A 25,225-nucleotide genomic window follows, 5' to 3' on the forward strand; every position below is an offset into this window, starting at 1 on the left:
ACGAGGGGAGATATCGTTCATGAGAGAAGCTGTCATTGTTGCGGGAGCAAGAACACCAATTGGAAAAGCAAAGAGGGGTTCATTAAAAACAGTTCGTCCTGATGATTTAGGGGCGTTAGTAGTAAAGGAAACGTTAAAGCGTGCGAATTATGAAGGACCAATCGATGATTTAATTTTCGGTTGTGCGATGCCAGAAGCAGAACAAGGTTTAAATATGGCTCGTAATATCGGCGGATTAGCAGGACTTTCTTACGATGTTCCAGCTATTACAATTAATCGTTACTGTTCTTCAGGTTTACAAAGTATCGCTTACGGAGCAGAGCGCATTATGCTTGGTCACTCTGAAGCTGTATTATCAGGCGGAGCGGAATCAATGAGTTTAGTTCCAATGATGGGACACGTTGTTCGTCCGAATAGTCGCTTAGTAGAAGCGGCTCCAGAATATTATATGGGTATGGGACATACAGCAGAGCAAGTTGCTGTGAAATATGGAATTTCTCGTGAAGAGCAAGATGCATTCGCGGTAAGAAGTCATCAACGCGCTGCGAAAGCATTAGCTGCAGGGAACTTTGCTGATGAAACAGTATCTGTAGATGTAACGTTACGTACTGTTGGATCAAACAACAAACTGCAAGAAGAAACAATCATTTTCGCACAAGACGAAGGTGTAAGAGCAGAGACGACGCTAGACATTTTAGGTAAATTACGTCCAGCATTTAACGTTCGCGGTTCTGTAACAGCTGGTAACTCTTCGCAAATGAGTGACGGAGCAGCATCTGTACTATTAATGGATCGTGAAAAAGCAGTGAGCGATGGCATGAAGCCACTTGCGAAATTCCGTTCATTTGCAGTAGCTGGCGTACCACCAGAAGTAATGGGAATCGGCCCAATTGCTGCAATTCCAAAAGCGTTAAAACTAGCAGGATTAGAGCTATCTGATATCGGCTTATTCGAACTAAATGAGGCATTCGCTTCTCAATCAATCCAAGTTATTCGTGAACTTGGTTTAGATGAAGAAAAAGTAAACGTAAACGGCGGTGCAATCGCACTTGGACATCCACTTGGCTGTACAGGAGCAAAACTAACACTATCTCTTATTCACGAAATGAAACGCCGCAACCAACAATTCGGTATCGTAACAATGTGTATCGGCGGCGGAATGGGAGCAGCGGGAGTGTTTGAATTACTATAAAAAGTGCAGGTGGCTTGCTCAGAACAAGAGGGCGTTGGAAGCCCTGACGAAGAGGCGCTTTTTGCCTCACAGGAAGGGGTGAAACGACCGACTGTTCTAGCAACCGGAACTGGATTATGAAAAAAAGTGTAAGCGGCTCGCTCAGAATGTGAGGGGGATGGAGCTTCAGACGTAGAGGCGCTTTTTGCCTCGCAGGAAGAAGCGAAGCCACTGAACATTCTAGCCGCTGGAACTGGATTATAAAAAAAGTGTAAGCGGCTCGCTCAAAACGAGACGCCGCCAATACAAAGAATGGAAGCAACCAAGGTTTATAAAAAATAAAATTGAGAGCCAGCTTCTTTCAAAATGAGAGAAGCGGCTCATGAAAATATGAAGGAGGAAATTTTCATGGAAAAAACAGTAGGAAGTGCGGTTAAAGGCGGTAGCTTTTTAGTTGATGAGATTACGATTGATCAAGTGTTTACGCCAGAAGATTTTTCATCTGAGCATAAAATGATTGCAAAAACGACAGAGGAATTTATCGTAAATGAAGTTCTTCCAGAGCTTGAATATTTAGAGCAACATGAGTTTGATCGTTCGGTTCGTCTTTTAAAAGAAGCTGGGGAGCTTGGTTTATTAGGTGCTGACGTACCAGAAGAGTACGGCGGAATTGGCCTTGATAAAGTAAGTTCAGCGTTAATCGCAGAGAAATTCTCTCGCGCTGGTGGTTTCGCGATTACTCACGGTGCTCACGTAGGTATCGGGTCTTTACCAATCGTATTATTCGGTAACGAAGAGCAAAAGAAAAAGTATTTACCATTACTTGCAACTGGTGAAAAATTGGCTGCATACGCATTAACAGAGCCAGGTTCAGGTTCTGACGCGTTAGGTGCAAAAACAACTGCACGTTTAAATGCAGAAGGTACACATTACGTATTAAACGGTGAAAAACAATGGATTACAAACTCTGCTTTCGCTGACGTATTTGTCGTATATGCAAAAATAGACGGTGAGCACTTCTCAGCATTTATCGTAGAGAAAGAGTATGCTGGCGTATCTACAGGCCCTGAAGAGAAAAAAATGGGCATTAAATGTTCTTCAACTCGTACGTTAATTTTAGAAGATGCATTAGTACCGAAAGAAAACTTACTTGGTGAAATCGGTAAAGGTCATATTATCGCGTTCAACATTTTAAATATCGGCCGTTATAAATTAGGTGTTGGTACAGTTGGATCTGCGAAACGTGCGGTAGAAATTTCAGCACAATATGCAAATCAACGTCAACAGTTCAAACAACCAATTGCTCGCTTCCCATTAATTCAAGAGAAACTTGCGAATATGGCAGCGAAAACATATGCAGCTGAAAGCTCTGTATATCGTACAGTAGGTTTATTTGAAAGCCGCATGAGCACATTATCTGAAGAGGAAGTAAAAGACGGTAAAGCAGTAGCAGCTTCTATCGCTGAATATGCAATCGAGTGCTCTTTAAATAAAGTATTTGGTTCTGAAGTATTAGATTATACAGTAGATGAAGGTGTTCAAATTCACGGTGGTTACGGATTTATGGCAGAGTATGAGATTGAAAGAATGTACCGCGATTCTCGTATTAACCGTATTTTCGAAGGAACGAACGAAATTAATCGCCTAATCGTACCAGGTACGTTCTTACGTAAAGCGATGAAAGGTGAATTACCACTTCTTCAAAAAGCACAAAAATTACAAGAAGAGTTAATGATGATGATGCCAGAAGAAGTAGGCGATGAGCCATTAGCACTTCAAAAATATTTAGTAAGTAACGCGAAGAAAATCGGTTTAATGGTAGCTGGATTAGCTGTTCAAAAATACGGTAAAGCGTTAGATAAAGAGCAAGAAATTCTTGTGAATATCGCTGACATCGTAAGCAACCTTTATGCAATGGAATCAGCTGTTCTTCGTACAGAAAAAGCAATTAAAACAACTGGTCTTGAAAAGAATAAACAAAAAGTGTTATACACTGAAGTATTCTGCCAAGAAGCATTCAACGAAATCGAAGCAGATGCTAAAGAAACACTTATCGCAGTTGAGAACGGCGACATGCTGCGCATGATGTTATCATCATTACGTAAATTAACTCGCCACACACCACTTAACGTAATTCCGAAGAAACGTGAAATCGCTGCGAAAATTTTAGAAGATGAGCGTTATACAGTTTAATAGATGAAAGAGGACCAGTAGCCTTTTGGCTGCTGGTTTTTTATTGTTGGATTCTTGAAAAGAGTTGTTTTACATATGTATTTGTAAAACGGCTTTTTTTAATGGAGGTAAAGGGGGATGCTGAAGTTTCATTAACAAGTGCTCAGAAATTGTTGGAGTATAAGCCGTCTATATTGGCGACAGGGCATGGGAAGATGATGAAAGATCCATTACCACAAATGCAACGGGCGATTGAAGAAGCGGAGCGGAATTTAACAAGGAAGAGCCTCAAATAATTTAGAGGCTCTTTTTTACTAGATGATATTATTTTGTGGGTTTTAAGTATGTGTATATCGCTAATAGGAAACCGAAAAACATAAATATAAAAGGATCTTGGCTTTGGTTAGGGTCATAGCTATCTTGCACCTTAGTAAGAAAATCATGTGTTTTCATGTTTATCTCTCCTTTTATTCATAAGGTTTAGTATGAAGTGGGAATCATGATGTGGAAGTAAGAAGTTTTTATTTTGTAATTATTATATAACAATATAATTCCTAAAACTATAGAATACAAAGCGTTCATAATATGTAAAATTGCATATTATTCTTTTTGAAAATTTTGTTATATTATCTATATATTTGTATTGAAGGATTTTTGTTGAGGTAAATGAAAACAAAGGGAGGAATAGTATGAGTAAAACGGTGTTAGAAGCGTATAGTGTGGAAAGGAAAATAGATAATATAACATATAAAAATCTATTTGTAATGATAGCAATCATTTTAGGATTCGTACTTCTAGGAGGGTTATTCCTTGGTTTAGCTTTTGGGATTTATGGTGAGGAAGCGTTGCGTGATAATTTAGAAGGGTACTATTTCCTTTTATTAGATGCAGCTGTTGTTGCTATCGTTTTATTAGCTTATAAACCAGTTCTTCATTTTATTAAATATATTTGGGATTTATCCGTTTTGAAGAATGGGAAGACATATTTATATCTATTAATTGGTTTTATTGTCATTGCGTTATCACAATATTTACTGTTACATGTGTTTAGTTTTGAAAGTGCAGCAGAACAACAGAAACAATTAGGGAGCTTAGAGCTTCAAAATAGCATACAAAGTATTATATATGTGCTAAGTGTTGTTATAATTACACCGGTTAAAGAAGAAATTCTATTTCGAGGTATTTTATATCGATTTTTAGAAAAGAAATATAATTTTTTAGTTGGTATCATTATTTCTTCCTTCATTTTTGGGATTCTTCATGGAGGTCTTCTAATTACGGCAACGATTATGGGGATTGTATTTGCGATGTTATACAAAAAGACGCAATCTATTATACCTAGTATTATTTTACACATTGTATGGAACTTGCTTGTGAGTATAAGTATGATTGTATCTCTATGAAATTGAATACATAACCAGTATAAAAGATGAATGGCTTAGCTATTCATCTTTTATTTTGTATGCACGTGAAAAATTTAATTCATGTATACAATCAAAAAAGAGCTAAATACTAACAGCGAACGAATAAAGAAAGGTAGGAGTATTCTATGCAAAATTTAACAGAACTTGAAGTGGAAAATTTACGTCATTTAATTGGTGGACACGCAACGATTATTAACAAATTAGACCAGTATGCACAGGCTTGTACAGATCCAGAGTTAAAACAAATGCTACAAAAGGATGCGCAAGATGCACGAAATACGAAACAGCAATTAATGACTTTCCTAGGATAGGAGGAAGAAAAAGATGAATGAAAAAGATATGGTAAATGATTATTTAGCAGGATTAAATGCAAGTTTAACAAGTTATGCAAATTATATTTCTCAGTCTGATAATGAACAATTACATCAAACGTTAATTCAAATTCGTAATCAGGATGAGATGCGCCAACGTAATATGTATGAGTACGCAAAGCAAAAAAGTTATTATAAACCGGCAGCACCTGCGAATCCGATGATTGTGCAGCAATTGAAAAGTCAATTAAGTGCGGAATAATCGGATGAAAAAAAACGAGCGAATGAAGTCGCTCGTTTTTTTGTTTTGTACATGTCAATAAATACATAATAAATATTTTTCCAGTTGTAACAAATATGACGAAAATTAAATATAACAATTCACAGAAAGGACAAAAGTTTGTTCGATATTTCACAAAGTATCCATGGTTTCTATCGTGAGACTCTCTATAATTAGGAGTGTAAAGAAGAAAAGAACAAAAGAAATAGATTACATAATCAATTAGGAGAGATTGCTATGAATAGAAACACAAGAAAAATTGCAATTATCGGTACTGGATTAGTGGGATCAAGCTGCGCGTATTCTATTGTAAACCAAGGAATTTGCGAAGAACTATTGTTAATTGATATAAATCATGAACGTGCAGTTGGGGAAGCGATGGATTTATCGCACTGCATTAACTTTACAAATACAAGAACAAAAGTATATGCAGGAAACTATGAAGACTGCAAAGATATGGACATCGTTATTATTACAGCAGGGCCAGCACCAAAGCCTGGACAAAGTCGTTTAGATACTTTAGGAGCAAGTGCAAAGATTATGGAAAGTATTGTTGGCGGCGTAATGGAAAGTGGATTTGATGGTATTTTCTTAATCGCATCGAACCCAGTTGATATTATTACATATCAAGTGTGGAAACTATCTGGATTACCTAGAAATCGTGTGATTGGTACAGGTACATCATTAGATTCTTCTCGCTTAAGAACAATTTTATCTGAAATGTTACATGTAGATCCTCGCAGTATTCATGGATATTCACTAGGAGAGCATGGGGATTCTCAAATGGTTGCTTGGTCACATGTATCCGTTGGAGGAAAGCCAATTCTGCAAATTTTAGAAGAGAAAAAAGAGCGTTTCGGTGAAATAGATTTAGATGAAATTGTTGAGAAGACTGCGAAAGCAGGATGGGAAATTTATAAACGAAAAGGTACTACTTATTATGGAATCGGAAATTCTCTAGCATATATTGCTAGCTCAATCTTTAATGATGATCACCGTGTAATTGCTGTATCAGCTATTTTAGATGGTGAGTACGGTGAATACGGTATTTGTACAGGAGTGCCAGCTATTATTACTAGAGAGGGCATGAAAGAAGTTGTAGAACTAAATTTAACTGAGGAAGAAGAAGCTCGATTCGCAAAATCAAACGATATTTTACGCGATTATATGAAAACAATTGGTTACTAACTTATAGGAGAAGGTGAAACAAATGAAGGAATATATAATGTCTCGTGTATTTAAAGCATCCGCTGGAATCGCGCAAGGTATTTTCGTATCCCTTGGAATTGGTTTACTAATCGAAAATATAGGAAGAATTGTTGATATTCCATTGCTTATTACAATCGGAGTTGTTGCAAAATCACTTATGGCACCAGCCATTGGAGCCGGAATTGCTTTTATGCTCGGTGCGAACGGTCTTGTCATCTTTTCAGCGATGGTAGCTGGAGCGATTGGTGCCGGATCCATTTCAATGACTGAAGCTGGTTTAATCATTAAAACAGGTGAGCCAATCGGAGCGTTATTAACAGCAACTTTAGCAGTTTATATTGGTAAACGTTTAAGCGGAAAAACTGCTTTAGATATGATGCTCGTTCCATTTGCAGCAATATTAGGTTCTGGTTTAGTCGGTATTTGGTTAGCACAAAATATTAGCCCGGTTTTAAATGCAGTTGGAGCATTCATTAAAGATAGCTCAGCTGGTAGCCCATTCATCGCTTCTGTTGTCATTGCAGTAGTTTGGGGACTGTTACTTATCTCTCCAGCTTCATCAGCTGCGTTAGCGATAGCGCTTAGCTTAGATGGTGTTGCAGGTGGTGCTGCTCTTGCAGGATGTGTTGCTCAGTTTATCGGATTCGCTGTCATCTCAGCGAAAGAAAATAATTTAGGCGGCATATTAGCTCAGGCCCTTTGTACTCCGAAAGTACAGTTGCCGAACATTACTAAAAATCCAATGATTCTCGTCCCAACTGTCGTCGCCAGCGCCATAGTCGGCCCAGTATCGGCACTCATTTTCCAGCTAGAAGCAGGAAAAGAAATTGCAGGTCTTGGATTAAGTTCTCTTATCGCACCAATTAATTTAATTTCCAGCCAAGGATGGGAAGTTGTCCCAGCGATGATAATCACTTATGTCATCATTCCAGTAGCTGTTTCTTATATACTTTACAACGCTCTTAAAAAAGCAGGTCGTATTCATTCTGGTGATATGACTGTACCGCAATCTTAAATTGAAAATCTCCTTATTAATAGATAAAAGCAGACTGAAGAAGCCACAGTCTGCTTTTTTGTTGCGTTACATTTTATGATTTTGTTTTACTGGAACCCTTATTGGTTCTTTTGCTAACAATAGCTGAACACCAAAGTATAGTATGCTTGCCAGCGTCATTCCAGAAACGGCATCTATAAATGCATGTTGCTTCGTAAATAGCGTTGATAAAATGATAAGTGTACCGAAGAAAGTAAGAATGTAATATTCAAAAGCATGCTGTTCTCTACGTTTAAAGGCAGCTAACATAATCACAAATGTAGTAAGGACGTGAATGCTAGGGAAACAGTTTACTGGTTGATCGATACTATAAATATAGCGGACTAGTTCGGAAAATACGTCTGTTCCAACGACGGTTGGACGAGGTACAGTTGTTTGCCAAAAATAATAAACAGAAAAACAAGCAAGCTTACCAAGAACTACACTGCTTAAAGTAACGTAATATTGCTTTCGATCAGCAAAACAATAATAAATAAGTGCACCGTATAAGTATGGGAACCAAAGTAAATAAGGAATAATAAATGCTTTTACAAATGGAATCCAATCATCTACTACTGTTGTGACGTTCACTGCGTGAACAGTCGATTTATTTAATACATCGTAAAGGGGACTTACGAGTACGAGTAGAAATATATAACTTAACGGAAGAAAAGATGAAAGTTTAAATTTCTTCATGACAATCTCCTATGTTTTTTTAGTAATGTAAGTAAATTCAATTGATTATAATATAGAAACACGAATGGAGCTATCGATTTTACTTACATTTTCTTGAATTCACCTTACGTTTTTGTCACTTGACTAAAAGAAGGGGAGGGTGCTAAATGAAGCGTTTATCATATTTCTTAGTTTTTATATTGTTATGCCTAGTCGGTGCTGGATGTGCAAAGGATAACGAAGGAGAGAAATTAGAATATAACGGGAGAGCACTCGTAATTGGAGTTGTTGGTGAAAAGCCGAAAGATACGTTTAGAAATGTAAAGTTTGAGAAAATAAAGCTAGAGGAACTGGAAAAGAAATCTAAGAAAGTGGACGGTTTTCTAATAATGAAAGATCACTTTCAAGAAGCCTCAACAGAGCAGTATAAAGATGTATTTTCATCGCTAAAGAAACCAGTGTTTTTTATCGGTTTACAAGATAAATCATATTCACTTTTTATTACAAAAGGTATTGAGTATAACAGCGCAAAAAAAGATGTAAATGCTATGTATACGCAAGGTTTTGCGAATATTGGGAGTGGTGAAGGGCAACAATGGGGAGTTGGTTTATCAAATGGTGGAAATACAGAAGAAAGTATTCATAATATGTATATCGTAGTATTTCAAACAATTGCAGACTATTTGAATAGATGATGAGGGAGCCTGTAAACGAGGCTTCTTATTTTTTATGCAGAAGCATATAACAATATGATTGAGAAGCTAGTTTAAGCATGGCGAATGCAGAAGTTGCTGCTAAAATAGATAAAAATGGTTTTGAACTTGGGGCGGAGGCTTCTTTAGCAAAATATGAAGCGGGTATAGATATACCTATACCATTTACAGATCATGATTTACATCTTGGTGGTTCAGCCTCACTTGGACAAGCGGGTGGTTCACTAAAGGTAAGTTCAAGTGGATTTAAAGTGAATTTCCCTTGGGGGCCTGGAGCTAGTCCTGTGGGTACAGGTGTTGAAGTAGAGATAAAATAAAAAGGAGTATCTTTTATGACTTTAGAAAGTTTGAAAAAAATTTTAACAATTCTATTTGTTATTTGTTTTTTTGGTACTATTATTCTTACAGTGTTTGATGCTACATATAATTTAAAAGAAAAAATAATCTTTTCATTGATATATTTAATTACAGTTCCTATTAGTTTTTTTATTTTATATAAAATAGGTAAATTTTTCATTAAATAAAGAGGTGAATTAAAATGGAGAAGGTAGAGAAAGATACATTACTTCCGATTGGTTCAGTTGTGAGGTTTAAAACATGGGAACAGCCATTAATGATATATGGTAGAAAACAAGAAGATTCAAAAACTAAGGAAACTTGGGATTATGTAGCTTGTTATTATCCTATCGGAAATATTTCAACTGAATATAATATGTTTTTTAATCATGAACATATATCAGAGGTGATTTTTACTGGATATGTAAATGAAGATGAAATGAAGTTGCGTGAAGATTTAAAATAGCATCATTGATTTTACAACTATAATAATTATAATATATTCACTAGGGTATATTATAGTTATTATAGTTTTTTTAATGTAGGTAGGGGATATTTATTGTGAGAATAAGGGGGAATGATGTTGAAAACTATTAAAAATACATTATTATTTGTTCTATGTTTGGTAGTTCTTAGTGGGTGTTTTACAAGAGAAGGAACGATTGTTGGTGGTAAGGTTCATGGTTCTTCAGATAGCGTATCTGGTAGTATATCTGGGGACTATAGGAAATTTACTGGATCTGCAACTCAAGATAGGAAAGTTAAAAAAGGGGAGAATTGGGTCTTTTCTTTTACTGATAAAACTAAACAAGGAACTATAATTGCTTATGTTGTAGATTCAAATGATAATACTATACTAGAATTTAATAGTGGCGAAGGTAAAAAAAGCATTAAAGTACCTAAGGATGATACATATAAGGTTAAAATTAAAACGGAAGACCATGGTGGAGAATTTCGAATATCATGGGAAAAAGAAAGATAGTCTTTTAAATTATAATGCCTGTTTGAAAAAGTAGAGGACGAATATTATGTTCTTAGGGTTCGAATACCTTCTAATATTTTCAAGTATATCTTGAATCAGCAGCAGGTATTAAATGGGTAATATCAGAAATTTGGAGAACTGTTTTGTTGGATGCTCCTGAAGGGATATTGGTTATTTTAGGCGCGATTGCTTTATATGATTTCACAAAAGAAACATCGCCAAAAGACGCATCAATTTAAATGCGTCTTTTTTATTTCAGTCAGTAATTTGAATTTCATATTCTCAGGAGCAGTTAATTTGGCTTTATTGATGATATGTTTAATAACTTTCTTATGGGCTCACTACGACGGTCAAAATCGTTAGTTCCTTTTATCAGGAAGCATTTGTCATTCAAAGTGTTTCCAGGTTTTGTGACTATAGGCTGAAACGGTTAAATAAACGTTTGTTTAAGATGTATGTTCGGTAGGAAGAAATTGATGCAGCTCAAGGGTGAACAGAGAAAAATAGGAATTTAATCAAACGTTTGTTTAGGATATATGTTCGGTAGGAAGAAATTGATGCAGCTCAAGGGTGAACAAAGAAAAATAGAAAATTAATCAAACGTTTGTTTAAGAGATATGTTCGGTGTAGTTGGCGAAAAGATTCTAAAAAAAAATTATATGTTTATTTTCCCTTGAAAATGGCGGAAAAATAAGAAAAATTCGCAGGATTATTAAAATTTATCACGAAATAAGTAAAAGTTTAGCGAATAATCGTTTGAAATAATAAAACGTTTTCTATATGATAAAGATAAAGGTTAGTAAAAAAGTAGGTGAATTTATGACAGTAACATTTTATTCATATCCAAAGTGTGGCACATGTCAAAAAGCAAAGAAATGGTTTGAGACAAATGATGTAGCATATGAGATGATTCATATTGTTGAAAATCCACCGTCAAAAGAAGATATACGTAATTTACATGAAAAAAGTGAATTACCATTAAAAAAATTCTTTAATACAAGTGGAATGCGTTACCGCGAACTTGGTTTGAAAGATAAGTTAAAAGATGCAAGTGAAGACGAAATGTACGAACTTTTAGCATCTGATGGCATGTTGATTAAACGTCCAATCGTAACAGATGGAACGAGTGTAACACTTGGTTTTAACGAAGAGCAGTTTGAAAGTGTGTGGAAAAAGTACCAATAAGGTATTTTTACATAATTAATACATTCACTGGAGGTACAGTCATGAGCATTCCAAATAATTTACGTTACTCTGAAGAACACGAATGGGTAAAAACTGAAGGTAATGAAGTTGTTATCGGTATTACTCACTTTGCACAAGGTGAGCTAGGCGATATCGTATTCGTTGAACTTCCTGAAGTAGGTGCAACAATCCAAGCTGACGAGCCATTCGGAAGCGTAGAATCTGTTAAAACAGTTTCTGAATTATACGCACCTGTAAGTGGTAAAGTTGTAGCAGTAAACGAAGAATTAAGTGACCAACCAGAACTTGTTAACGAATCTCCATACGAGGGTGCATGGATGGTTAAAGTTGAACTTTCTGATGCAAGCCAAGTTGAGAAGTTATTAACTGCAGAAAAATATGCAGAAATGACAAACCAAGACTAATTATAGTCGAATAAAAAGGACAGCCATTGTGCTGTCCTTTTTATTTTGTGTTACATAATGAATTTGAAAGCACATATATATTAATTATTATATAGGAGAAGGTTTTTGAAAAAACTTTTTTCACTGAGGCTTTGCTTCTTCCTATGAGGCGAAAAGCGCCTTTACGTCAGAAGCTCCATCCCCCTCACAATCAGAACGAGCCGCTTCCGCTTTTCTTTATTGTCCAGCTCCAGCGGCTAGAACAGTCGGTCATTTCACTCCTTCACTTGAGGCAAAAAGCGCCTCTAGTTCAGGAGTTCCAATGCCCTCCTGTTCTGAACGAGCCGCTTCCGCTTTTCTTTGTCTAGCCCCACCTCCTAGCCCTTCATGTCTAAGAACCTTCCGCACGAGAAGACAAAAAGCGTCTTCTGTGCGAAAGAACCTTAGCCAACAGGGCTGAACAGTCGGCTCCGCTTTTCTTTTGCAAAAATAAACAGGAAACAACATGAAAATAACGAATATACTATATACTAAGTTAAAGGTTGTATAGTATATGGTGATCGGGTGATGACATATGATTTATGTAGAAAAAGTCATTATTGTAGAAGGTAAATCAGACAGAAGAAAGATTGAATCTATTATTCGTGAACCAGTGGAAATTGTTTGTACAAATGGTACAATTGGTTTGTCGAAAATGGATGAGCTCATTGATCAGTTTTTTGATAAGGAAGTGTATGTACTAGTAGATGCTGATGATGCTGGAGAAAAGTTAAGGAAACAATTTCGCAAAGAATTTCCACAAGCAGAGCATATTTATATTGATCGCTCGTACCGAGAGGTGGCAACTGCGCCGTCTTCACACTTAGCAAATGTATTATGGGGAGCTGACATTGACGTTTATACAGAATATTTACGGTAAGGAATGATAGAAGTGATTGACTGGACAGGAGCCGAAGCTACAGCCCTAATAGAAAATGAAGAAAAAACAGTGTTATATGTGTATACTCCAATGTGTGGAACATGCCAATTGGCAAAAAAGATGCTAACGGTCGTTGAGATGACAATTGAAGATTTGAAAATTGGAATGTTAGATTTAAATTATGCCCCGCATTTAGCAAAAGAGTATGGGATCGAAAGTGTACCGTGCTTACTTGTTTTTGAAAATGGGACACTAATGAAGAAGATATATGCATTTCATTCGGTTGAATATTTATATACGGAATTAAAGTAGGCGGCAAAGTTTTTGCCGCCTCGACATATTTCTTGGGAAATATGTCGAGAACCAGGATGGTTACAGTATTTGTCGAGCGAAAGTAACAGGATTGCTCTTTAGTGAGAGGGAATGGTATGTAATAGAAAGTGATATGAAGGATGTGATTTAGGGTGAAATTATATTCTTTGCTGCAATCATTTGTAAATTACGCTAATGGTCAATATCATTTAGAACCGCTTTTAAGACAAGGAGAAAAAACTGTTAATTTTCGCTTTGGAGATGAGAGTTATTCATTACAAATTTCAAGAGATTATATAGAACTGTTGAAAGAGGAAAGAGGAACAGAACAAATCGTTTGTGTAGATGAAGAAGATGTAGAGCAATTAGTGAACGGAAATATACGATTACAAATGTTAATGAACGATGGACGTGTACATTATTCGGGGACGTATCGAACGATGCTATTAGTCGAGTCGATGTTTCATATATGTAAACCGATGTCAGTAGGTGCTTAAAATTCTGAAGGTTCATTTTTTGCGAAAATTTCTGTTGACATGGTGTGTGGATGTTGATACAATTCAATTCATAAAATATAGACAATTTCATAAATTTCAAATCAGACGAAAATTTAATCTGATTTCTCTTATCAAGAGAGGTGGAGGGACTGTGCCCTGTGAAGCCCGGCAACCGTCAACTTATGTTGAAATGGTGCCAATTCCTGCAAAGCAAATGCTTTGAGAGATGAGAGAGAGGGATAATGTTGTTATATACGCATATAAACCTTTCTGCTTCTCTAAAGCGGAAAGGTTTTTTGTTGTTTGAATGTGGAGGACATTCAAATAATAAAAGAAGTTATAACGATGGACTACACGCATCAAAAATAAAAAATTGCGGAGTATGTCCAAACAAAAAAGGGGTGAACATCATGATCTTATTAGAAAATGTAAAGAAAATATATAAGGCAAAAAGCGGTGATGTCACTGCTGTAGATAACGCCAATTTAAAAATAGAGAAAGGTGAAATCTTTGGTGTTATCGGATATAGTGGCGCCGGAAAAAGTTCTTTAATTAGGTTGTTTAATCAGTTAGAGAAACCAACTTCTGGCCAAATTACAATTGCAAATCGCGTGATTTCAGCAATTACAGGAAGTGAGCTTCGGAAGGCAAGGCAAGAAATCGGAATGATTTTTCAGCACTTCAACTTACTTTGGTCACGAACTGTGCGGGAAAATATCGCATTTCCGCTTGAGATTGCAGGCGTTGATAAGGAGAAGAGAAGAAAACGTGTTGATGAGTTAATTCATCTTGTTGGTTTAGAAGGAAGAGGAGACGCATACCCATCTCAGTTAAGTGGTGGACAAAAGCAACGCGTCGGGATTGCAAGAGCATTAGCGAACAACCCACAAGTACTTTTATGTGATGAAGCAACGTCAGCTCTTGACCCAGAAACGACAGATCAAATTTTAGATTTACTCCTAGATATTAATAAGCGTCTCGGTTTAACAATTGTACTAATTACACATGAGATGCATGTAATTCGAAAGATTTGTAATCGTGTTGCGGTAATGGAGAGAGGAAAGATTGTAGAAACGGGGCCAGTACTTGATGTGTTCCGTAATCCGCAGCAGGACATTACGAAACGCTTTGTACAACAGTTAACGGATTCTGAAGATACAAATGAAACGATTGAAAATTTAATTGAAAAATACCCGGATGGAAAAGTGATTCGCTTGCAGTTTATCGGTGAAGCTGTAGAAAGACCGGTACTTCAAAGATTAATGCAGCGCAGTGATATAGAAGTAAGCATTTTGCAAGGAAATATCGCACAAACGAATAACGGTTCTTACGGTAGTTTAGTCGTTCATTTAAATGGTGAGGAAACAGCGATCCAGCAAGCGATAGAAGGAATTCATCAAGATCAAGTAGAGCTGGAGGTGATTGCACATGGATAAGTTACTTACAAATGTTGATTGGAATCAAATGTTAGAAGCAACTGGTGAAACGTTATATATGACGGCAATCGCAGCTCTTGCCACATTTGTTTTAGGACTTATTTTAGGATTGTTACTTTTCATGACAGCGAAAGATAATTTATGGGAAAACAAATCGATTAATACGGTGATTGGAGCGTTCGTAAACATATTCCGTTCTATACCGTTCATCATTTTAATTATTTTATTAATCCCATTCACAAAAATCCTTCTTGGAACAATTCTTGGAGCGAGTGCGGCATTGCCAGCTTTAATTATCGGAGCGGCACCATTTTATGCAAGAATGGTTGAAATCGCACTTCGTGAAATTGATAAAGGTGTAATTGAAGCCTCAAAAGCAATGGGGGCAAAAACAAGCACAATCATTTTGAAAGTGTTAATTCCAGAATCATTACCAGCCTTAATATCTGGTATTACGGTAACGACAATTGCTTTAGTAGGCTATACGGCAATGGCGGGAGTTGTTGGTGCTGGTGGCCTTGGGACACTCGCTTACTTAGAAGGATTCCAGCGCGGGAATAACGATGTAACAATCGTTGCAACAATTTGTGTATTACTCGTTGTATTTTTAATTCAATGGATTGGTGATAGTGTAACGACTCGAATAGATAAAAGATAATGAAAATGGAGGTATTTAAAATGAAAAAATTATTACTTACGGCACTTATTTCAACTTCAATTTTTGGGTTAGCTGCTTGTGGCGCGAAAGATAAAGATGAAAATAAACTTGTTGTTGGTGCTTCTAACGTACCGCACGCTGAAATTTTAGAAAAGGCAAAACCGTTACTTGAGAAAAAAGGAATTGAATTAGAAGTGAAAAAATTCCAAGATTACGTGTTGCCAAATAAAGCGTTAGCGGATAAGGAATTAGATGCAAACTACTTCCAGCACATTCCGTATTTAGAAAAAGAAATTAAAGATAAAAAATATGATTTTGAAGTAGCAGGAAAAATTCATTTAGAACCAATTGGTGTGTATTCTCAAAAATATAAAAGCTTAAACGAGCTTCCAGACGGGGCGACAATTATTATGAGTAATTCTGTTGCTGACCATGGACGTGGTTTAGCAATTTTACAAAAAGAAGGTATTTTAAAAATTAAAGACGGAGTAGATCCAGTTAAAGCGACTCCAAAAGATATTGCGGATAATCCGAAAAACTTAAAATTCAAAACGGATATCGAGCCTGGTTTACTACCACAAGTGTATAACAATAAAGAAGGCGATGCGGTTCTAATTAATTCGAACTATGCAATTGATGCGAAGTTAAACCCAGAAAAAGATGCAATTGCAATTGAAGGAAATGATTCACCGTATGCAAACGTAGTAGCTGTTCGTAAAGGCGATAAAGATAAGAAAGAGATCAAGGCTCTTGTAGAAGTATTACATTCTAAAGAGATTGAAGACTTTATTAATAAAGAATATAAAGGGGCAGTTGTTCCTGTAAAAGAATAATCGTTTGAAGAAGGGCTGGTGTATGCCGGCTCTTTTTTCTAACTACATAACTATAGGGGAGAAGGGGACATCATATGAAAAAGATTATACTGTCAGTTGTTACAGCACTATCTGTATTTACATTGGCTGCCTGTGGGGGGAAAGATGAAAATAAACTTGTCGTTGGAGCTTCTAACGTGCCGCACGCTGTTATTTTAGAGAAGGCACAGCCGATATTAGAGAAAAAAGGTATTAAGTTAGAGATTAAAAAGTTCCAAGATTATGTGTTACCGAATAAAGCGTTAGCGGATAAAGAAATTGATGCAAACTATTTCCAGCACATTCCGTATTTAGATAAAGAAATTCAAGAAAAAGGATATAAAATTGTAAACGCAGGAAAAATCCATTTAGAGCCAATGGGCATTTATTCTAAGAAGTATAAAAGCTTAAAAGACCTTCCAGAGGGCGGAACAGTTATTATGAGTAATAACGTAGCAGAGCGTGGCCGTATGCTAGCTCTATTACAAAAAGGCGGCGTTATTAAATTAAAAGATGGTGTAGATGTTGTTAAGGCGACAGTAAAAGATGTTGTGGAAAATCCGAAAAACTTAAAGTTTAAAACAGATGTAGAACCTGGACTTTCACCGAAGCTGTATGAAAATAATGAAGGCGACGCTCTGTTTATTAATTCAAACTATGCAATTGATGCGAAATTAAATCCAACAAAAGATGCAATTGCGATTGAAGGATCAGACTCTCCGTATGCAAATATTATTGCCGTTCGTAAAGGTGATGAGAAGAAAAAAGAGATTAAAGAACTAGTAGAAGTACTACATTCAAAAGAAATTCAGGACTTTATTAATAAGGAATATAAAGGTGCTGTACTCCCGGTAAGTGAATAAATATAAGGAAAGGACTGGTAATTTCCCAGTCCTTTTTTCTTTATATAAATAAGAAGAAAGGTGTATCATATAAAGGTGAGAAGGAAATACTTATATACATTTGTGAAAAAATTGTTACATTTTTTCGTCGTTTGCGATATCATTTTATTTGATATAAAATTAGAATGAGAATAAAATGAGAATATGAACGTTTTAGGAATTTTTAAAATGTATATATAGGATTAATGGAGGTATTGAGATGGCTGGTTCTACATTAACGGTTAAAGACTTACACGTATCAATTGACGGCAAAGAAATTTTAAAAGGTGTAAACCTTGAAGTAAAAGGTGGAGAAATCCACGCAATTATGGGACCTAACGGAACAGGTAAATCAACTTTATCTTCTGCGATTATGGGTCACCCAAAGTATGAAGTAACAGAAGGTAGCATCATCATCGACGGTGAAGATGTATTAGAAATGGAAGTAGACGAGCGCGCGCAAGCAGGTCTATTCCTAGCAATGCAATATCCAAGTGAAATTAGCGGAGTTACAAACGCTGACTTCTTACGTTCTGCAATTAACGCACGTCGTGAAGAAGGCGATGAAATTTCTCTTATGAAATTTATCCGTACATTAGATAAAAACATGGAATTCCTAGAAATGGATCCAGAAATGGCACAACGTTACTTAAACGAAGGTTTCTCTGGCGGTGAGAAAAAACGTAACGAAATTCTTCAATTAATGATGATTGAGCCAAAAATTGCAATCTTAGACGAAATCGACTCAGGTCTTGATATCGATGCGTTAAAAGTTGTATCTAAAGGTATTAACGAAATGCGCGGCGAAGAGTTCGGTTGCCTAATGATTACGCATTACCAACGTTTATTAAACTACATCACTCCAGACTTCGTTCACGTTATGATGAACGGTCGTATCGTTAAATCTGGTGGCCCTGAGCTTGCACAACGTCTAGAAGCTGAAGGTTACGACTGGATTAAAAAAGAATTAGGTATTGAAGACGAAACAACAGAGCAAGAAGCGTAAGAGAGGAGCATAAACATGACAATCGGTACATTACCTTTCGATCAAGAAACAATCCGTCAACGCGCAAGCGAAGTAAACGAAGCTGCTTGGTTGACTGAGTTCCGCTTACAAGCTCTTGCACAAGCAACTGAACTTCCAATGCCAACGCCTGATAAAACGAAAATTGAAAAATGGGACTTTATCGGAAAAGGCGACGCTGCTAAGCAAGAGCCTGTAAGTTCGTTAACAGAGCTTCCAGAAGCAGTGAAAAACTTAATTGATGAAAATAACAGCGTATTAGTGCAACGTACTGGTACAACTGCGTTCGTTTCTTTAGCAGACGAAGCAAAAGAAAAAGGTGTTATTTTTACAGACATCATAACAGCTGCAACAGAGCATGCTGAACTAGTACAAAAGTACTTAATGAAAGACGGCGTGAAGGTAGACGAGCATCGTCTAACTGCACTTCATGCTGCATTAATCAACGGCGGTGCATTCGTATATGTTCCGAAAAACGTTGTTCTTGAAACTCCACTTCAAGCTGTATTCTTAGTAGACGGCGAAGAAGCTAACGTATATAACCACGTATTATTCGTAGCTGATGCGAACAGTACTGTAACTTATGTAGAAAACTACGTTGCAAATGAAAATGCTAAAGGTATTGCAAATATCGTAGCAGAAGTAATCGTGGAACAAGGCGCACAAGTGAAATTCGGTGCGGTTGATCTATTAGCAAAAGACGTAACAACTTACGTTAACCGCCGCGGAGTAGTAGGACGCGACGGCCGCATTGATTGGGCTCTAGGTCTTATGAATGACGGAAACACAATCTCAGAGAACGTTACGAACTTAATGGGCGACGGATCATATGCTGATACGAAAACAGTAACAATTGGCCGTGGTAACCAAACACAAAACTTTACAACTAAAGTTGTTCACTTCGGTAAACACTCTGAAGGTTGGATCTTAAAACACGGTGTACAAAAAGATAGTGCAACATCTATCTTTAACGGAATTGGTAAGATTGAACACGGTGCATCTAAATCAAATGCACAACAATCTTCTCGCGTTCTTATGTTAGACGAAAAAGCTCGCGGTGATGCGAACCCAATTCTTCTAATTGATGAAGATGATGTAATGGCAGGTCACGCAGCTTCAGTAGGCCGCGTAGATCCATACCAATTATACTACTTGATGAGCCGTGGTATTCCAAAACGCGAAGCAGAACGTTTAGTCATCCATGGATTCTTAGCACCTGTAGTAAATGAGCTTCCAATTGAAGGAGTAAAGGCACAGCTTGTTGAGGTAATTGAAAGGAAAGTTCGCTAATGAATATTCATGAAATACGCAAACAGTTTCCAATTCTTGATCAAAAAGTGAACGGCAAACAACTTGTTTATTTCGATAGTGCAGCAACTTCTCAAAAACCAATTCAAGTCATTGAAACGTTAGAACGTTACTATAAAGAATATAATTCTAACGTGCATCGCGGTGTTCATACGCTCGGTACGAAAGCTACCGACGCGTATGAAGGTGCACGTGAGAAAGTTCGCAAGTTTATCAATGCGAAATCAATGGAAGAGATTATTTTCACGCGCGGAACGACAACTGCATTAAATACAGTAGCGGCTAGCTATGGTCTTGAAAATGTAAAAGAAGGCGATGAGATCGTTATTTCTTACATGGAGCACCATAGCAACATCATTCCGTGGCAACAAGTTGCGAAGAAAACTGGTGCAACGTTAAAATACCTTCCGCTTCAACCAGACGGTACAATTTCTTTAGAAGATGTTCGTCAAACAGTTACACCGAACACAAAAATCGTTTCTATTATGCAAGTATCAAACGTACTTGGAACGATTAACCCTGTAAAAGAAATCGGAGCAATTGCACATGAAAACGGCGCAATTATGGTCGTTGACGGTGCGCAAAGTACACCTCATATGAAAGTAGATGTACAAGATTTAAACTGTGATTTCTATGCATTATCTGCTCATAAGATGTGCGGACCTACAGGTATCGGCGTATTATATGGTAAGAAAGAATTGCTGAACAATATGGAACCAATTGAATTTGGTGGTGAAATGATTGATTTCGTAGATTTACAAGAATCTACTTGGAAAGAGCTTCCGTGGAAGTTTGAAGCAGGTACACCGATTATCGGTAATGCAATCGGACTTGGTGCGGCAATTGATTTCCTAGAAGAAATCGGTCTTGATAATATTGAAAAGCATGAGCATGAATTAGCGCAATACGCTTTAGAAAGACTATCAGAAGTAGATGGCGTTACAATTTATGGTCCAAAGCATCGCGCTGGTCTTGTTACATTTAATATTGAAGACGTACATCCTCACGATGTAGCGACTGTATTAGATGTAGAAGGCATTGCGGTTCGCGCAGGACACCACTGTGCACAACCGCTTATGAAGTGGCTAAAAGCTTCTTCAACAGCACGTGCGAGCTTCTATTTATATAATACAAAAGAAGAAATTGATACATTTGTTGAATCGCTAATCAAGACAAAGGAGTATTTCACAAATGTCATTTAATAATTTAGATACGTTATACCGTCAAGTTATTATGGATCATTACAAAAATCCTCGTAACCATGGCGTATTAGAAGATAGTGTTACCGTTAACTTGAACAATCCAACTTGCGGCGATCGTATTCAACTTACGATGAAAGTAGAAGAAGGTATTGTACAAGAGGCGAAGTTTGAAGGAGAAGGATGTTCAATCTCAATGTCTTCAGCTTCGATGATGACACAAGCAGTAAAAGGAAAGAAAATCGAAGAAGCACTTCAGCTTTCGAAAATTTTCTCTGACATGATGCTAGGAAAAGAGTACGATGACAGCATTGATTTAGGAGATATTGAAGCATTACAAGGCGTATGCAAGTTCCCAGCACGTATTAAATGTGCAACATTAGCGTGGAAAGCGTTAGAAAAGGGCTTAAACGAAGATAAGTAATGTTAAAGGTTCCTAAAAACGAGGTTATCTAAGGAGGGACACACCAACATGGCGAAGCAACTGCCAGATATCGGCGATTATAAATATGGTTTCAAAGACAAAGACGTTTCGATTTTCCGTGCTGGACGCGGTTTAACAAAAGAAATCGTAGAAGAGATTTCACGTATGAAAGAAGAACCACAGTGGATGTTAGACTTCCGTTTAAAATCACTGGATAAGTTCTATGAAATGCCAATGCCACAATGGGGCGGCGACTTAAACGACTTAGATTTCGATGAAATTACGTACTACGTAAAACCATCTGAGAAATCTGAGAAGTCTTGGGATGAAGTACCTGAGGAAATTAAAGCGACATTTGATAAATTAGGTATTCCTGAAGCTGAGCAAAAATATTTAGCTGGTGTATCTGCACAGTACGAATCTGAAGTTGTATACCACAACATGAAAGAAGACCTAGAAGCTCTAGGAATCGTCTTTAAAGATACAGATAGCGCATTAAAAGAGAACGAAGATATTTTCCGTGAGCATTTCGGAAAAGTAATCCCACCAACAGACAACAAATTCTCTGCATTAAACTCTGCAGTTTGGTCTGGTGGATCATTCATCTACGTTCCAAAAGGTGTTAAAGTTGATACACCACTTCAAGCGTATTTCCGTATTAACTCTGAAAATATGGGACAATTCGAGCGTACGCTTATTATCGTAGACGAAGGCGCACACGTACACTATGTAGAAGGTTGTACAGCACCTGTTTACACGACTAACTCACTTCACAGTGCGGTAGTAGAAATCATCATTAAGAAAGATGCTTATTGCCGTTACACTACAATCCAAAACTGGGCGAACAACGTATACAACCTAGTTACAAAACGTGCGGTTTGTGAAGAAAACGCAACGATGGAATGGATTGACGGTAACATCGGATCTAAATTAACGATGAAATACCCAGCAGTTATCTTAAAAGGCGAAGGCGCTCGTGGTTTAACATTATCTATCGCGATTGCTGGTAAAGGCCAACACCAAGATGCTGGTGCGAAAATGATTCACTTAGCACCAAACACATCTTCAACAATCGTTTCTAAATCGATTGCGAAGCATGGTGGTAAAGTAACTTACCGTGGTATCGTACAATTCGGACCAAAAGCGAAAAACTCTCGCTCTAACATCGAGTGTGATACGTTAATCATGGATAACCAATCTACATCTGATACAATTCCTTACAACGAAATCAAAAACGATTACGTTTCACTTGAGCACGAAGCGAAAGTATCGAAAGTATCAGAAGAACAATTATTCTACCTAATGAGCCGCGGTATTTCTGAGCAAGAAGCTACAGAAATGATCGTAATGGGCTTCATCGAGCCATTCACTCGCGAACTTCCAATGGAATACGCAGTTGAAATGAACCGTCTAATCAAGTTTGAGATGGAAGGTTCTATTGGTTAATATATTAAGGGAGCGTCCTGCTGTGCAGGGCGCTTTTTTGTTTTGCGGATTTGTCTTGGCTTGGTAGAGGATACCTAGGTGGGTGTTCAGTTAAATATATCAGCGATTTTTCAAATATATCGACCATAACTCGGAATATATCAGCGATTATTTCAATATATCGACGATTCGACAAGGGATATCGACTTACCAACAAATTACGACAAAAGAAACACCTCATATACCCCTCAACATGCGAAAATAGGAGAGGAGCACCTATATGACTAGAAGCAAGGCAAAGATACTGAAAAATCCACAGAAGAATCCACAGAAGAATCCACAGAAGAAGCTCCCAACAAACTCCCTGAAAAATCTCCCTCAAACTAATCAACAGATTAGAAAAAGTAATATAAGATTTCTCACATTAAAAGGGCAATCTTTTGCTTTTTCTCATAATGCGAGTACAATGTAAAATAGCAAGAAAAGACGAAAAGTATTTACAGGATTATTGCGTACGTATAGCGTAAATGGCAGTAAGGAACTGAGAGGAGGTTTTTTCTCTGAATATAAATAAAGAAACAATCATCCACCTTTATCATACAAACGATATACATAGTCATTTTGAAAATTGGCCGCAAATTTCTCGGTTTGTACAAGGGGAGAAAAAGCGAAGACAGGCAGCGGGAGAGACTGTTTTAACTGTGGATATTGGCGATCATGTGGATCGTTTTCATAGTATTTCGGAGGCGACAAATGGACTCGGGAATACAAAATTATTAAATGAGGCGTTATATGATTATGTAACGATTGGAAATAATGAAGGAATTACGTTAGCGAAGGAGCATTTGAACAGTCTGTATGATGATGCTGGGTTTGAGGTGCTAGTCGCGAATTTATTTGAAAAAGAAGGGGTACGTCCAGCGTGGGCGAAGCCTTATAAATTGCATACAACGACAGATGGAATTACGATTGCCTTTATTGGATTAACGGTAGCGTATCCAGAGTTTTATCAAATGTTAGACTGGCACATTGAAGATCCAATCGAGCATTTAGAATCCATTTTAGAAGAAGTGAAAGACGAGGCACATATTACTGTTGTCCTTTCTCATCTTGGAAAAAGCATGGATGAGTATATGGCGGAGCATTATGATATAGATGTTATTTTAGGGGCACATACGCATCATTTATTTGAGCGTGGCGTTCTTGTGAATAATACTTTGCTTTGCTGTTGTGAAAAGTGGGGACGTTACGTTGGTCACGTGCAGCTTACTGTGGATAAAGAAACGAAGAAGCTGTTGAAAAAAGACGGTAGAGCGATTAAGACAGAACGGTTAGGTGCTTATAGCGAGCCGTTATCCACAATTGAAATGTTGCAGGAAGAAAGTAAGCATATTATGGCAGAGCCTGTCGTTCATTTAAAAGAGTCATTGCCGGTTGATTGGTTTCATGAGACGACGTTTGCACACATGTTAGCAAGTGCGCTGAAAAAATGGTGTGGTGCAGAGATTGGAATGGTGAATGCTGGTGTACTTCTTGAAGGATTAGAAGAAGGTGTTGTGACGCGTGGAGATATTCACAGAATTTGTCCACATCCAATTAATCCGTGTGCGTTGAAAGTGCCAGGGAAAACATTAAGAGAAGTGATTTTGAAAGCACGCCGCCCGAATATGGAGAATCTTGAGGTGAAAGGATTCGGGTTTCGCGGGAAAGTAATGGGGAAAATGATTTATGCTGGTGTAGAGGTAATTCCAGATACGATTCCTGGGAATAAAATTTTACTGGAAGATGTATTGATTAACGGAGAATCGCTCGAATTAGATCGTATATATACGGTAGGAACGATTGATATGTTTACGTTTGGATACTTATACCCAGAGCTATCCACACTTTCCCATAAGCAATATTATATGCCAGAACTACTTAGAGATGTGTTAACAGACATGTTGATAACTCATACATCTTCTGTGAAACTATAGGCTAGTTAACTTGTAACACTCATTTTTCTCTTGTCATACAGATAAGAAAGAGAGGAGTGTGAACTATGGTTAATGTAGAGCCAATTATAATTGATAACTATACGTTTATTGCGGTTAGCGTCAAACTTCCAAAGACAAATTTGCTAGCTGTAATGAGCGATAAAGGATATATTATGTGTGGTGCATTAGATGTAGGTCTTTTAAATGAGAAGTTAGGTGATCGAGGTATTATTGCTGGTCGTGCGGTTGGTGTAAGAACGATTGAGCAACTTCTTGAAGCACCATTAGAATCGGTAACGACTGGAGCGGAAGCGTTAGGCATTCCAGTAGGAACGATTGGAAAAGAAGCATTATTAAAAATGAGATAAGCATATATCGTCCCTCCTTCTTGCATAGAAATGATATAAGAAGGAGGTTTTT

Annotated in this window: 29 protein-coding genes, 2 pseudogenes and 1 riboswitch; of the genes and pseudogenes, 30 read left to right on the forward strand and 1 reads right to left on the reverse strand. The window is 37.2% G+C overall.

Translation table 11 applies throughout. The annotated features are described in order from the left end of the window. Window positions 1-19: 19 nt before the first annotated feature. The 8 genes and pseudogenes from COC96_RS24320 (at window position 20) to COC96_RS24360 (ending at window position 7,582) form a co-directional block, all read left to right on the forward strand. Window positions 20-1,192, forward strand: a complete 1,173-nt coding sequence (locus COC96_RS24320) for an acetyl-CoA C-acetyltransferase (RefSeq protein ID WP_001206343.1) — start codon at window positions 20-22, stop codon at window positions 1,190-1,192. Between the two features lie 387 nt (window positions 1,193-1,579). Beyond that, complete coding sequence (locus tag COC96_RS24330) at window positions 1,580-3,364, forward strand: acyl-CoA dehydrogenase family protein (protein ID WP_098268348.1); 1,785 nt, start codon at window positions 1,580-1,582, stop codon at window positions 3,362-3,364. Window positions 3,365-3,480: 116 nt separating this feature from the next. After that, window positions 3,481-3,639 (forward strand): annotated as a pseudogene (locus COC96_RS24335) (MBL fold metallo-hydrolase); the annotation flags it as partial. Between the two features lie 393 nt (window positions 3,640-4,032). Further along, window positions 4,033-4,746, forward strand: coding sequence for a CPBP family intramembrane glutamic endopeptidase (locus tag COC96_RS24340; protein ID WP_098268349.1), 714 nt, complete (start codon window positions 4,033-4,035; stop codon window positions 4,744-4,746). A gap of 146 nt (window positions 4,747-4,892) precedes the next feature. Continuing rightward, window positions 4,893-5,078: a hypothetical protein gene (locus COC96_RS24345; RefSeq protein WP_002112687.1), complete on the forward strand. Its 186-nt coding sequence runs from the start codon at window positions 4,893-4,895 to the stop codon at window positions 5,076-5,078. 13 nt (window positions 5,079-5,091) lie between these two features. After that, window positions 5,092-5,340, forward strand: coding sequence for a spore coat protein (locus COC96_RS24350; RefSeq protein ID WP_001002992.1), 249 nt, complete (start codon window positions 5,092-5,094; stop codon window positions 5,338-5,340). A 255-nt stretch (window positions 5,341-5,595) separates the two neighbouring features. Continuing rightward, entirely contained in the window at window positions 5,596-6,546 is a 951-nt protein-coding gene (locus COC96_RS24355) for an L-lactate dehydrogenase (protein ID WP_255287915.1), read from the forward strand. A gap of 22 nt (window positions 6,547-6,568) precedes the next feature. After that, on the forward strand, window positions 6,569-7,582 hold the full coding sequence (locus COC96_RS24360) for a PTS transporter subunit IIC (RefSeq protein ID WP_098268350.1): 1,014 nt from the start codon (window positions 6,569-6,571) through the stop codon (window positions 7,580-7,582). Window positions 7,583-7,648: 66 nt separating this feature from the next. Here COC96_RS24360 and COC96_RS24365 read toward each other — a convergent pair whose 3' ends face one another. Further along, a complete protein-coding gene (locus COC96_RS24365; RefSeq protein WP_098268351.1) occupies window positions 7,649-8,296 on the reverse strand; it encodes a phosphatase PAP2 family protein in 648 nt (215 codons plus the stop codon). A gap of 146 nt (window positions 8,297-8,442) precedes the next feature. On the opposite strand from COC96_RS24365, the gene COC96_RS24370 reads away from it, so the two are divergent. From COC96_RS24370 to COC96_RS24490, 22 genes and pseudogenes are all read left to right on the forward strand, one after another. Then, window positions 8,443-8,970 (forward strand): hypothetical protein, encoded by a 528-nt coding sequence (locus COC96_RS24370; RefSeq protein WP_098268352.1) that lies wholly within the window; start codon window positions 8,443-8,445, stop codon window positions 8,968-8,970. 77 nt (window positions 8,971-9,047) lie between these two features. Continuing rightward, window positions 9,048-9,305: a hypothetical protein gene (locus COC96_RS24375; protein WP_098268353.1), complete on the forward strand. Its 258-nt coding sequence runs from the start codon at window positions 9,048-9,050 to the stop codon at window positions 9,303-9,305. A gap of 15 nt (window positions 9,306-9,320) precedes the next feature. Continuing rightward, entirely contained in the window at window positions 9,321-9,512 is a 192-nt protein-coding gene (locus COC96_RS24380) for a hypothetical protein (RefSeq protein ID WP_141535907.1), read from the forward strand. Window positions 9,513-9,526: 14 nt separating this feature from the next. Further along, window positions 9,527-9,790, forward strand: coding sequence for a DUF4176 domain-containing protein (locus COC96_RS24385; RefSeq protein ID WP_071730930.1), 264 nt, complete (start codon window positions 9,527-9,529; stop codon window positions 9,788-9,790). A gap of 114 nt (window positions 9,791-9,904) precedes the next feature. Beyond that, window positions 9,905-10,306: a hypothetical protein gene (locus COC96_RS24390; protein WP_098268354.1), complete on the forward strand. Its 402-nt coding sequence runs from the start codon at window positions 9,905-9,907 to the stop codon at window positions 10,304-10,306. Window positions 10,307-10,380: 74 nt separating this feature from the next. Further along, a pseudogene (locus COC96_RS24395) lies at window positions 10,381-10,545 on the forward strand (DUF3937 family protein); the annotation flags it as partial. A 580-nt stretch (window positions 10,546-11,125) separates the two neighbouring features. Next, window positions 11,126-11,491 carry an arsenate reductase family protein gene (locus COC96_RS24400; protein WP_098268355.1) on the forward strand — a complete coding sequence of 122 codons (366 nt, stop codon included), beginning with the start codon at window positions 11,126-11,128 and terminating at the stop codon, window positions 11,489-11,491. Window positions 11,492-11,532: 41 nt separating this feature from the next. Next, a complete protein-coding gene (gene gcvH / locus COC96_RS24405) occupies window positions 11,533-11,916 on the forward strand; it encodes a glycine cleavage system protein GcvH (RefSeq protein ID WP_000026898.1) in 384 nt (127 codons plus the stop codon). Window positions 11,917-12,469: 553 nt separating this feature from the next. Next, on the forward strand, window positions 12,470-12,814 hold the full coding sequence (locus COC96_RS24415; RefSeq protein ID WP_000640866.1) for a toprim domain-containing protein: 345 nt from the start codon (window positions 12,470-12,472) through the stop codon (window positions 12,812-12,814). 3 nt (window positions 12,815-12,817) lie between these two features. Continuing rightward, window positions 12,818-13,126, forward strand: a complete 309-nt coding sequence (locus COC96_RS24420) for a thioredoxin family protein (RefSeq protein WP_002008881.1) — start codon at window positions 12,818-12,820, stop codon at window positions 13,124-13,126. Window positions 13,127-13,278: 152 nt separating this feature from the next. After that, the gene (locus COC96_RS24425) at window positions 13,279-13,623 is read left to right on the forward strand and encodes a hypothetical protein (RefSeq protein ID WP_098268357.1); all 345 of its coding nucleotides are present in this window, start codon (window positions 13,279-13,281) and stop codon (window positions 13,621-13,623) included. 125 nt (window positions 13,624-13,748) lie between these two features. After that, a riboswitch (SAM riboswitch) is annotated at window positions 13,749-13,856 on the forward strand. Between the two features lie 177 nt (window positions 13,857-14,033). Beyond that, window positions 14,034-15,059, forward strand: coding sequence for a methionine ABC transporter ATP-binding protein (locus tag COC96_RS24430; protein ID WP_098268358.1), 1,026 nt, complete (start codon window positions 14,034-14,036; stop codon window positions 15,057-15,059). After that, on the forward strand, window positions 15,052-15,717 hold the full coding sequence (locus tag COC96_RS24435; RefSeq protein ID WP_141535908.1) for a methionine ABC transporter permease: 666 nt from the start codon (window positions 15,052-15,054) through the stop codon (window positions 15,715-15,717). The genes COC96_RS24430 and COC96_RS24435 overlap by 8 nt, the downstream gene beginning before the upstream one ends. 20 nt (window positions 15,718-15,737) lie before the next feature. After that, a complete protein-coding gene (metQ, locus tag COC96_RS24440; protein ID WP_098769551.1) occupies window positions 15,738-16,550 on the forward strand; it encodes a methionine ABC transporter substrate-binding lipoprotein MetQ in 813 nt (270 codons plus the stop codon). A 74-nt stretch (window positions 16,551-16,624) separates the two neighbouring features. Then, window positions 16,625-17,431, forward strand: a complete 807-nt coding sequence (gene metQ, locus COC96_RS24445) for a methionine ABC transporter substrate-binding lipoprotein MetQ (protein ID WP_098268361.1) — start codon at window positions 16,625-16,627, stop codon at window positions 17,429-17,431. Window positions 17,432-17,669: 238 nt separating this feature from the next. Next, window positions 17,670-18,455, forward strand: a complete 786-nt coding sequence (gene sufC, locus COC96_RS24450) for a Fe-S cluster assembly ATPase SufC (protein WP_000929160.1) — start codon at window positions 17,670-17,672, stop codon at window positions 18,453-18,455. 15 nt (window positions 18,456-18,470) lie between these two features. Further along, on the forward strand, window positions 18,471-19,763 hold the full coding sequence (gene sufD / locus COC96_RS24455) for a Fe-S cluster assembly protein SufD (RefSeq protein WP_098268362.1): 1,293 nt from the start codon (window positions 18,471-18,473) through the stop codon (window positions 19,761-19,763). Next, complete coding sequence (gene sufS, locus COC96_RS24460; RefSeq protein ID WP_001020767.1) at window positions 19,763-20,983, forward strand: cysteine desulfurase SufS; 1,221 nt, start codon at window positions 19,763-19,765, stop codon at window positions 20,981-20,983. Before sufD ends, sufS begins: the two co-directional genes overlap by 1 nt. Beyond that, window positions 20,973-21,404 carry a Fe-S cluster assembly sulfur transfer protein SufU gene (gene sufU, locus COC96_RS24465; RefSeq protein WP_000009523.1) on the forward strand — a complete coding sequence of 144 codons (432 nt, stop codon included), beginning with the start codon at window positions 20,973-20,975 and terminating at the stop codon, window positions 21,402-21,404. Before sufS ends, sufU begins: the two co-directional genes overlap by 11 nt. 48 nt (window positions 21,405-21,452) lie before the next feature. Continuing rightward, a complete protein-coding gene (gene sufB, locus COC96_RS24470; RefSeq protein WP_098268363.1) occupies window positions 21,453-22,850 on the forward strand; it encodes a Fe-S cluster assembly protein SufB in 1,398 nt (465 codons plus the stop codon). Window positions 22,851-23,413: 563 nt separating this feature from the next. Continuing rightward, a complete protein-coding gene (locus COC96_RS24485) occupies window positions 23,414-24,805 on the forward strand; it encodes a bifunctional metallophosphatase/5'-nucleotidase (RefSeq protein WP_098268365.1) in 1,392 nt (463 codons plus the stop codon). Between the two features lie 65 nt (window positions 24,806-24,870). Further along, a complete protein-coding gene (locus COC96_RS24490; RefSeq protein WP_000248467.1) occupies window positions 24,871-25,173 on the forward strand; it encodes a YunC family protein in 303 nt (100 codons plus the stop codon). Window positions 25,174-25,225 lie beyond the last annotated feature (52 nt).

The sequence above is a fragment of the Bacillus cereus genome (genome assembly GCF_002577405.1).
Taxonomy (GTDB): domain Bacteria; phylum Bacillota; class Bacilli; order Bacillales; family Bacillaceae_G; genus Bacillus_A; species Bacillus_A cereus_AU.